Origin of the sequence: Methanohalobium sp., from assembly GCF_018609725.1 — an archaeon.
Lineage (GTDB): Archaea > Halobacteriota > Methanosarcinia > Methanosarcinales > Methanosarcinaceae > Methanohalobium.
In genome coordinates this window covers 26,377-36,397 of the sequence record NZ_JAHENT010000024.1, presented here as the reverse complement: position 1 = coordinate 36,397, position 10,021 = coordinate 26,377, and the positions used below count along the sequence as shown (strand labels likewise).

Annotated in this window: 11 protein-coding genes; 5 read left to right on the top strand and 6 right to left on the bottom strand. The window is 36.3% G+C overall.

All coding sequences use genetic code 11. The features are described 5' to 3' along the window. Positions 1-381 precede the first annotated feature (381 nt). Positions 382-1,581, top strand: a complete 1,200-nt coding sequence (iscB, locus tag QZ276_RS01450) for an RNA-guided endonuclease IscB (protein WP_292484621.1) — start codon at positions 382-384, stop codon at positions 1,579-1,581. A gap of 326 nt (positions 1,582-1,907) precedes the next feature. Here iscB and QZ276_RS01445 read toward each other — a convergent pair whose 3' ends face one another. The 5 genes from QZ276_RS01445 to QZ276_RS01430 all read right to left on the bottom strand — a co-directional run bounded on the left by QZ276_RS01445 (position 1,908) and on the right by QZ276_RS01430 (position 5,369). Further along, positions 1,908-2,126: a hypothetical protein gene (locus tag QZ276_RS01445; protein ID WP_292484627.1), complete on the bottom strand. Its 219-nt coding sequence runs from the start codon at positions 2,124-2,126 to the stop codon at positions 1,908-1,910. A gap of 25 nt (positions 2,127-2,151) precedes the next feature. Continuing rightward, a complete protein-coding gene (locus tag QZ276_RS11520; protein ID WP_369334623.1) occupies positions 2,152-2,331 on the bottom strand; it encodes a zinc ribbon domain-containing protein in 180 nt (59 codons plus the stop codon). Positions 2,332-2,431: 100 nt separating this feature from the next. Further along, positions 2,432-2,650: a hypothetical protein gene (locus QZ276_RS01440; RefSeq protein ID WP_292484619.1), complete on the bottom strand. Its 219-nt coding sequence runs from the start codon at positions 2,648-2,650 to the stop codon at positions 2,432-2,434. A gap of 69 nt (positions 2,651-2,719) precedes the next feature. After that, the gene (locus QZ276_RS01435) at positions 2,720-4,165 is read right to left on the bottom strand and encodes a lipopolysaccharide biosynthesis protein (protein ID WP_292484617.1); all 1,446 of its coding nucleotides are present in this window, start codon (positions 4,163-4,165) and stop codon (positions 2,720-2,722) included. A gap of 28 nt (positions 4,166-4,193) precedes the next feature. Beyond that, positions 4,194-5,369 carry an NAD(P)/FAD-dependent oxidoreductase gene (locus QZ276_RS01430; RefSeq protein WP_292484615.1) on the bottom strand — a complete coding sequence of 392 codons (1,176 nt, stop codon included), beginning with the start codon at positions 5,367-5,369 and terminating at the stop codon, positions 4,194-4,196. A 101-nt stretch (positions 5,370-5,470) separates the two neighbouring features. Here QZ276_RS01430 and QZ276_RS01425 point away from each other — a divergent pair, with 101 nt between their 5' ends. The 3 genes from QZ276_RS01425 to QZ276_RS01415 all read left to right on the top strand — a co-directional run bounded on the left by QZ276_RS01425 (position 5,471) and on the right by QZ276_RS01415 (position 6,611). Further along, positions 5,471-5,695, top strand: coding sequence for an ATP-binding protein (locus QZ276_RS01425; protein ID WP_292484613.1), 225 nt, complete (start codon positions 5,471-5,473; stop codon positions 5,693-5,695). A 255-nt stretch (positions 5,696-5,950) separates the two neighbouring features. Beyond that, positions 5,951-6,079 (top strand): RRXRR domain-containing protein, encoded by a 129-nt coding sequence (locus QZ276_RS01420; protein WP_292484611.1) that lies wholly within the window; start codon positions 5,951-5,953, stop codon positions 6,077-6,079. A 25-nt stretch (positions 6,080-6,104) separates the two neighbouring features. Next, positions 6,105-6,611 carry a hypothetical protein gene (locus QZ276_RS01415; protein ID WP_292484607.1) on the top strand — a complete coding sequence of 169 codons (507 nt, stop codon included), beginning with the start codon at positions 6,105-6,107 and terminating at the stop codon, positions 6,609-6,611. 140 nt (positions 6,612-6,751) lie between these two features. Here the strand turns inward: QZ276_RS01415 and QZ276_RS01410 are convergent, their stop codons facing one another. Beyond that, complete coding sequence (locus QZ276_RS01410) at positions 6,752-7,639, bottom strand: methanogen output domain 1-containing protein (protein WP_292484605.1); 888 nt, start codon at positions 7,637-7,639, stop codon at positions 6,752-6,754. Between the two features lie 414 nt (positions 7,640-8,053). Between QZ276_RS01410 and QZ276_RS01405 the strand changes: the two genes are divergently transcribed. Beyond that, a complete protein-coding gene (locus QZ276_RS01405; RefSeq protein ID WP_292484603.1) occupies positions 8,054-10,015 on the top strand; it encodes a phosphoadenosine phosphosulfate reductase family protein in 1,962 nt (653 codons plus the stop codon). The last annotated feature ends 6 nt before the right edge of the window (positions 10,016-10,021 follow it).

Sequence of the window (10,021 nt, the reverse complement as noted above, 5' to 3'; positions counted from 1 at the left end):
AGCCTGTCCGACAATTAATATTAAAATGGAACTCTTCTACAAAAGAACCTGCTAAGTAAGTGATATGATAAATCTATATTGTTTCTCTTATATCAGGTAATATTAGCCATACTTGGTTTTTGGAATGATTGGATAAATGCTATTGATAAATAAACTAATCTTCAACCTACGTTTATTTAAATAATAAATAAAAATAAATTGATAATAATGAATTGTCGGACAGCCTGTAAAGAGGTGGGCTTGCCCGGTGAGGTAAGCCCTGATTGACCAGACTGAGTTCCTTCTACAGGAACTACGTTATCCCGGCTACGATACCCTCGGATGCTTCCCTAGTCCGTTGGTCTATCGTACAGCATTAAACAGTCCTGAGAGGTAGGGACAGTGTGCTGTGCACGACAAACCGGGATAACTTTGTCGAAGGGAGATGACTTTAGATTGAAGATAGATTATGGCTCAAGATACACAGGATTAGCTGTACTTAAAAGCAACAGAGATGTAGTCTGGTTAGCCCAGGTTAATCACAGAACTGATATTAAAAAGAAACTTGATGATAGGAGGAGTTTCAGACGCAGAAGAAGATCACAGAACCTGAGATACAGAAAACCCAGATTCGATAACAGAAAAAGAACTGAAGGATGGTTGCCGCCATCCCTCCAGAGCAGAGTGGACAACATACAATCATGGGTTAGGAAATTGATTCCTATAAGCTCAATATCTTATGAAAATATCAGATTCGACACTCAGCTGATGGAAAACCCTGAAATCAAAGGTATTGAGTACCAGCAAGGTAATCTACAGGGTTACGAAGTTAGAGAGTATCTGCTTGACAAATTCCAGAGAACCTGTGTATATTGCGGTAGACAGGATGCACAACTGGAAGTAGAACACATCGTACCGAGAATTAGAAATGGGTCTGACAGAGTCAGCAACTTGGCGATTTCCTGTCACGACTGCAACCAGAACAAAGGTAAAATGACTGCTGAAGAATTCGGTCATCCTGAAGTGCATGATAAAGCCAAGAAACCTCTTAAAGATACAGCGATTGTTAACTCTACAAGATGGAAGGTCTTTGATTTACTGAAAGATACAAAACTACCTGTAGAATGCGGTACAGGTGCACTGACCAAGATGAACAGGATAAAATTAAACCTGCCTAAAGATCATCACTTTGATGCATGCTGTGTAGGCAAATCCACTCCGGATGAACTCAGATTCAAAACAAACGAGATTCTGTATATCCATGCTAAAGGTAGAGGCAGTTATAAGAGATGCAAACTGGACAAATATGGTTTCCCGAGAAAACCTGCACCAAGAATCAAATACATATTCGGTTTCCAGTCAGGAAACATCATAAAAGCGATAGTTGATAATGGAAAGTATAAAGGCACCTGGAAAGGTGCAGTCGCATGCAGAAGCAGCGGATATTTCGACATCAAAAACGGTGCTAAAAGGATTGCACAGGGTATAAACCACAAATATTTCAAACTCATACAGAGGTTCGATGGATATACCTATCAATTAGACAGATTAAATTTAAACTCAAATATAAAAACAGATGGTCGCAATTCATCCCACTGTTAAAACAGTGGGCTTCCTTGCGACGCTTCTCGTGAAATCCTTGTTATATATGTACAGAGAGTATTAAAAAATATAAGTAACTTTGTTTAGATATATAAATATAAATTGTAACGCTCAAAAATAGAGGTACAAATATCAGAAAGCCAGCGTTGAACATCTACATTGCTAAAGTTGATGGCGAATAGTTTTTTTATGGATTTTACAATGTGGCCATAGCTAACTCTTTGGTTAAACCAAAGCATTAAGGTGAATGATATATTAAAAATAACACAATTTCAAAAATAGCAATATTAATAATATCAGCGATGTTACTACTGATTCCAGGTGCATCAGGAGAACAAATTGACGTTCCACTGGTGGTAGTATCCAAGATGCAATAAACAATGCAAGCGATGGAATACATCCAGTCTTACCGAAGAATGTATAGGATAGTCCAGATTCTTGAGGTCTCTTTCCAGAGATGATCTCTTTACGGATAGACCGAATCTTTCGTATAAATCAACTTGAAGTGATAGAAGATGGTTCCAGATCGACCCGCAGTATTCCAGAGTCTCATCCAGTTTCTTCTCCTGTTCAGGAGTAGGATGTATCTTGAACCTGGCGTAAGTACCTCTCCATTATCACTATGACACTGTTTTTATCCCTATCTATAGACTGTCCGCAATAGAGACAATCATAGGTTCTCTCGTATAAAGGCATATTCTGCCGGTAACCACAATTACAGCAATCCTGAGATGTATACGATTCATCAATTTCTATTATCCTTTTGCCTATTCTTTGTGATTTATAGGCTTCTTAAATCGCAGATTTAAGAATAACTCTAAATCTTTGATTTAGAGTGTCAGAAATTGAGCTAACCGTCCGATGTGACCTGAATTGTGGGTACCGCGGTGCGTGCTTTACTGGATTTTCTATCTCCTTTCTCGCTCGATGCCATCTGTTTGGCGGATAAATCACCGAGGATTATCACGTTTGCTTCGATATTGTCAACGATGTTCCTTGTCTTTTTGTGCTGGAAATCCTTCAACTGATTGGACGACTTCTGTTTTATCCTGTTCAGGTTGCATTTCAACCTGATAAAAGGTTGAGGGTATCGTGGTTCAAGAGAACCCCACAAATTATCGTGGGAGAGCAGTCAGGCTCATGATTTAACCAGATTCTTGAAAAACTCTATTTCATCCCTGCTGAATCCTTTCATCAAAATTAAAACTACAAAATAGAACACTGCACTAATTCCAATCATAACAAGGGCGTTTAACAGGTTTGTAGGATCCCATGTTATAACTATCAGAGACATTAAAATCGAGGCAATAAGACTCTTTGATATAAATCTGAAATTTACATCAAACTTCAGGTATTTTGAGGAATAATACACAATCAAACAAAGACCTACAATAAATGATAAGAGGGTTGTTCCAGCTGCACCTATGATACCGATATAAGGAATTATCAATATATTCAGTCCAAGGTTTAAAACAGCAGCAAACATCCAGATTTTCCCGATAGTTTTTGTTTTCTTTTCCAGATAAATAACCTTCTCAAAGATAATAAAAACTCCAAATACCAGCGCACTCAATGCTACAAACGGTGTGATTTGATAACCTTTAGATGCAATTTCCGGGGTTGATAGTATCAACAATATCTGTTCTGATAGAAAAGATAACCCAAAAACAGCAGGTATTCCTATAGCAAGGAAATACTTCAGAGAATAACTAAGAATCTTTTTAACCTCATCCAGATTGTTTTCATCATAGTATTTGGATAAAATCATCGGCAGCATGAAATTAAGTGGTGCAAGAAACATCCTGCCAATATTCCCAAGAGTGTAGCCCGGTGAATATAGACCAACAGCAGAAGCCCCGAGAAAACCACTGATAACATACCGGTCACTGGAGTTTACAATCCACTGCGACATACCGCCCGGTACATTCGGCAAACCAAACCCAAGATATTCTTTTATGTTCGCAAAATTTGGTTTTTTAATACCTATTTCGGATATTATCATAACAATTGTAACTAGTAATACCATGATGTCTTTGGTTAAAAGACCTGCAAGTGCACCAGTTAGTCCCTCGCCCATCAATACAAAAAATGACACAAGCAGAATAAAAAGGACAGTTTTTGTAATCAGTAAAACTGAATGCTTCTTGATTTGCTGTGTTGCCCGGAAATAATTAAAAAGTATACCGTTTATGGATTCCAGAAATATGATTGCTGACAAAATCCGCACAGCAACTGCATTACCTTCGAATAAAACACCAGCTATGTTGTCTGCAAAAAAAGACACCAGAAAAGATGCCAAAAACCCTGTAACTATAACTATAGACAAAAACGAATAGAATACATCTTGAAAATCTTTTTTTGAACTAATAGATGGTAAATACCGAACCATTGCAGCAGGTAATCCAAGCATAACGATGTTGGGAACTATACCTACCGTGACGATAATCTGAACCCAAATACCGTAACTTTCTATCGACATATTCTTTGTTAATATAGGAAGCAGTATCAGTCCACTTAAACTTCCAATAAAATTTGTAATACCGACTAGTCCGATTCGCTGTGCAAAAAGTTTGTATTCGCTCATCCTGATTTACCTATTGTATTGCAGCAAGTTAATTATTGCTTCTTAACCGATGAATAGACCTGTTTTTCAAAATTTTCATTATATAATACGGAAATCGTGGAACCAACCATCTGACAAATTGTTTATATCCAGATTCACCTTTTACAACAAGCAGCGCATGGTCTAACATGGTTTTATTGTTTGTTAGCATCGTTGCAAAGATACTTGGGAACCGGTAAAACAGTTTTGAAAAGATAAGAGAATATTTCAGGTTTTCTTTAAAAGCATCATCACATTTTTTAACATAATCTGAAAGTTTATCATCTGAAAAGTTGTTATCTTTAAAAGTTTCAATTATGGTATTTGCTGCAATTTTTCCAGACATTATTGCATACGGAACACCTTCTCCAAGGAAAGCATCAACAAATCCGGCTGCATCACCAGCAAGCAATATACGGCTTGAACAAATCTTTCTTTTATAACCACCTATTGGTATAAAATGACCCTGGGGTTTTTTATAATCAAAACCTTTGTTTTTTATATTAGCCTTATATGCATTCAAGGGTTTTGATTTTGATGTGTTTCCGAATATACCCATTCCAACTGATATGTGGATATCTTTTGGAAATGCCCAGAAATAGCCGTTTTTAACAATCCCAAAATCAACTTCTGTTAAATCCGAATACCTACTGTTGATATATTCAACCGAAACCGGTACATCAGAATTCAGCGAAAAAGCTTTTTTACCAGATTCAACACCCGATATATATCTGGAACATACACTATTGACGCCATCTGCACCGATTAAAAACCGGGATTTGAACAAACCTTCATTAGTATTGATAGAAATATAATCTTTATCTTCATAGACTGAATTTACTAGAGTATTATCCAAAACCTTTGCACCTGCATTGGCAGCCTGTTGTACAAGGTAATAATCAAATTCACTTCTTGAAACCTGTATACCCACTTGACTATCCAGTTTTGATTCCAGTACATGCTTTTTGTATATCACTCGAGTTCCATAGCATCTCCTTTTTATCAAAGATTCAGGAATTTCTACTTCAAGGTTGTTCAGGGCACGCTGGGATACGAGACCGGCACAAGGCTTTTTCCGTGGTAATTTTTGTTTCTCAAGGATTATTGTATCCAGTCCGTTTTCAGCAGTATGTTTTGCAGCTGTCGATCCTGCCGGACCTGCACCAACAATTATCACATCATACATAATTTTGAATTATTGGTTTTATGCTCTAAAAATTAGACTGAAATAAAGTTACTATGGTTTTTGATACACTGGATTTTCACGAAAAATGAAACAGTAACGCTGTGAAATTCACAGAAAGTGGTTCTGTTACAGTTGATATAAAACAAACTGCTAAAGAGTACCAATTTTCTGTGATTGATACTGGTATCGGTATACCTGAAAACAAGGAAAACGAGATTTTTAAATCATTCAAACAATTAGATTCAGGTCTTAATCGGAAGTATCAAGGTATTGGTTTAGGGTTAACATTAGTTAAACGATTGGTTAATATGCATGAAGGTCAATAACCCACCTCTAAAGGAGGTGGGCTTGTCCCTGCGGCAAGCCCTGATTGACCAGACTCAGTTCCTTAAAGGAACTACGTTATCCCGGCCATGATACCCCCGAATGCATCTCTGGTCCGCTGCTCTATCGCACAGCATTAAACAGTCCTGAGAGGTAGGGACAGTGTGCTGTACACGACAAGCCGGGATAACTTTGTCGAAGGGAGACGGCTGATAAGCCGCGTAACCTGCACGATAGCAGAGAAAGGAGTAATATCCATGGTATTCGTATTAAACAAAAACAAGAAACTGTTAACACCGTGCCATCCGGCTAAAGCAAGAATACTGCTGAAAGCCGAGAAGGCCACGATTCATAAGAAATATCCATTTACAATCAGCGGTAGTTAACTCTACAAGGTGGAAGGTCTTTGAAGTGCTGAAAGATACAAAACTACTTGTAGAATGCTGTACAGGTGCACTGACCAAGATGAACAGGATAAAATTGAACCTGCCGAAAGACCATCACTTCGATGCGTGCTGTGTAGGTAAATCCACACCGGATGAACTGAAGTTCAAAATAGATTCAATCTTATATATCCATGCTAAAGGAAGAGGCAGTTATAAAAGATGCAAACTTGACAGATACGGATTTCCAAGAAGACCTGCACCCAGAATCAAATACATATTCGGTTTCCAATCTGGAGACATCATAAAATCAGTTGTCCCGAAAGGAAAATACAAAGTTATCTGGAAAGGTGCAGTTGCATGCAGAAGCAGCGGATATTTCGACATCAAAAGCGGTGCTAAAAGGATTGCACAGGGTATAAACCATAAATATTTAAAACTCATACAGAGGTTCGATGGATACACCTATCAATTATACAAATTTAATTTAAATCCAAATACAAAAATCGATGATCGCAATTCCTCAAACTGCTGAAGCAGTGAGCTTCCTTGCGACGTTTCTCGTGATATTTGGGTTGAAAGTGAACCAAATAATGGGATTACCTTTACATTTACAATACCAGTGTACAATCAAACAACAAAAATCAAAAACAATGATATATATTCTATAAGTTCTTAATCATTTTTCAAGATTTCAAAGTAGCAAGTATCGTTTCCATTGCCCATGGTTTTTACTGTATTTACAGAAATATTTCTATATGCTTTAGAAACTACATTATGGATAATTTTTTTTGTAAGATTACATAAAATAGGATTCATTTTTGCCTGCGAAGCACACCATGGACAAGTTGTACCTTCAAGTGTAAATAGAAGTTTTCCATTACTTTCAAAATCTTTTGTGCTGAAATTGCCACCTAGATAATTCATAACTTCAGTACATATATATTTAACATTGTCCGGATTTATATTTTCACTATCCAGACATTTATCTGTGTTTTTGTTATTTGACGCATACATTTCATTAAACAGAGATTCAATTTCATTGACCATTTGATATATTAAAACTTTCTTTTTTTCTTTAGGAAGCTGTTGCAGTAATGTAGGAATTATTCCTGTCAATATATTCCTTATTTGATGTTGTCCGTATAACTCGTTGTGGTTCTTTCTTAATTCATCATGCAAGTTCTTGATTCTTAGTGACGACCTCACCCTTGCATTTAGTTCTTCACCATCAACAGGTTTTGTAAGAAAATCATCTGCACCAGAATCGAGGCCATGAATTTTATTATCATGGTCTGATAAAGCAGTTATCATTAAAACCGGTATGTAATCCAGAAATTTGTCACTTTTTATCTGTTTACAGACTTCAAAACCATTGATGTCAGGCATCATAACATCCAATAAAACAACATCTACATTTTCAGACTCAATTATTTCTAGAGCTTCCTGTCCATTGTAAGCAGAAATCGTATCATATTTGTCCAAATAATCCGCTAATAATTCTACAAGATCAGGTTCATCGTCTACTATCAGTATTTTAGATGTAGAATCTGCATCAGCCATTATAAATAATATATTTTTATGTTATTTTATATAAAATTTAACAAAATAAAATCGTCTAACTTGAATTAAAAATAATTATTTGAAAACCGATATAATTTCAATTAAGTTTGATAGATTTTTCAAATTAATTTTAGAAAATCCGATTTTTTTGTAGTGCCAATTTTCTGCTGTAGTATCTCCTGCATTTCAAGTAATAGTTCAGAAAGTTAACCATTTAATTAAAAAAGCAAAAATGTTAGTGTTGTTTATAGTGCTGTTCAATTAAGATGACCTCTCACTTGATTTACAAATCCAAATCGTTATTCTTTGAAATACCAACGATATAAAGTAGATTAATATGTTCTGTTAACTAAACATTACCTAACTAAAACCACCAAAGCCTTTTAAAACCCTGTTCTACTATATCTGATACAGATGCACAAGTCCAAATTTTCAAAAAACAAACCCAGACCAAGAGACCGCAAAAAACAAAAACAGATTACCTATGATAAAAATTACATTTTCTGGTGTAACCAGTGCAATGTACCAATTATAGGAGAAGAATGCGGGGTATGCAATAAAAGCGGTAACAAAATAAACCTGTCACAGCCCGGTGACATAAGGTTCTGTTCTTCTTATGAACGTGAAATATTATCCCGAAAACTTCAATCCATTTTTGGCTGCAATCCGATAAAGGATAAACTGATACTTTTTAACAAAATTCCCGGTGAAGACAAAACCGATGAGATTATTGTAGATGGTTACCATATCGGTGTGTTGCGGTATGATCTTGAAACACTTGATTACAAATTCGACCTTTCTTTAAGCGGTTCAAAGATACTGCTAAACCATACAAATAAAAAAACAGTGACAATTAAGGATACTAAACGCCATTTAAGCGGTAAAAAGTTAAATTTTAATCAGATTGAATATTACACGGATGATATAAAAAATGGTGAACAGGTTCTTGTGAAAACGCCCAAGCTTACAGGTTATGGAACTGCATATCTTGACAGCAAGAATTTCTCTGCATCTGAAAAATCGGTCTTGAAAGTCAAAAAAATTGACAATTCTAAAGTAACTTTATCCGAAAAAAATCCTGATTTAAACGATGTTATAAATGCCAATATTTCCCATTTAAAACAGCTCCAGAAAAACGCCATGAACACCATAAAGGGTATTGTGAACCAGAAAGATTACAAAAACTTGCCTGTTCATGTATCTTTTAGTGGAGGTAAAGACAGTCTGGTTGTTCTGGATTTGACCAGAAAAGCTCTTAAAAACAGGAAACTTAAAGCGTTTTTCATAAATACCGGTATTGAATATCCTGAAACGGTCGAATTTGCAAGACGGTTTTCCAGTGAAAACGATATAGATTTTGTTGAATCCAGTGCAGGTAATAAATTCTGGGAAAAAGTAGTTGATTTTGGTCCTCCTGCCAAAGATTTCAGATGGTGCTGTAAAGTTTGTAAACTGGCTCCTGCAAATATTATAATTGATGAATGTAATGAAAAAGGAGAAATCTGTCTTACTGTAGATGGTAAACGTACTTATGAGTCGTTTTCAAGGTCTGCAATCTCCACTATAGAACGGAATCCTTTCGTTCCCAACCAGCTGAATATATTTCCAATCAAGGACTGGAAAGCGATTGAACTCTGGTTGTACATCTACTGGCAAAAACTTGAATACAATCCACTCTATGACATGGGTTTTGAAAGGGTTGGATGTTATCTCTGTCCAGCGGCACTTTCTGCGGAATATCAAAGGATGAAAGAGATACACCCTGAGATGTATGACAGGTGGAACAATTTCCTTCTTAATTGGGCTCACAGAAACGGATTACCTGAAGAATTTGTTGAGCATGGATTCTGGAGATGGAGACAATTACCACCCAAAATGTTGAAACTTGCTGAAAAACTGGATATTAAAACAACACCTGAAAAACCTGAAGAACCATTCAGTGTGGAAATGACATCTGGAATATCTCCCTGCAAATCAGGCGGATATACTGTTGAAGGAACTGTAAGAGGCATGTATATTGACCAGGGTGCTGGTATCATGAATATAATGGGTAAAACCGTTTTTTCACAAGACCTTGGAACATTACTCGTAAAAACCGATACTGCAAGCATCAAAGTCTTTTCATCCGGAAATATAAAGGTCACAGCAAAAACAAAGGATAGGTCGCACACAGTTTTTAAAGAAACCATAAAACAGTTGAAAAGAGCAGTAAAATGTAAGAAATGTGGTATCTGTAAAGACATCTGTCCGGTTGATGCTGTGAAATTATCCGATGGTACAGAAGACCACGCCAACATTATTATAGACGATTCTTGTACAAAATGCGGTAAATGCACTCAATCGTGCGTGGTTCTCAAATATTCTGATAACCTATAAAAAAAG

Bases quoted from the DNA above. Each gene is read 5' to 3' on its own strand.
- QZ276_RS01420 (WP_292484611.1), top strand. From the start codon at position 5,951: ATGGTATTCGTATTAAACAAAAACAAGAAACTGTTAACACCGTGCCAT.
- QZ276_RS01430 (WP_292484615.1), bottom strand. From the start codon at position 5,369: ATGTATGATGTGATAATTGTTGGTGCAGGTCCGGCAGGATCGACAGCT.
- QZ276_RS01410 (WP_292484605.1), bottom strand. From the start codon at position 7,639: ATGGCTGATGCAGATTCTACATCTAAAATACTGATAGTAGACGATGAA.
- QZ276_RS01405 (WP_292484603.1), top strand. From the start codon at position 8,054: ATGCACAAGTCCAAATTTTCAAAAAACAAACCCAGACCAAGAGACCGC.
- QZ276_RS01435 (WP_292484617.1), bottom strand. From the start codon at position 4,165: ATGAGCGAATACAAACTTTTTGCACAGCGAATCGGACTAGTCGGTATT.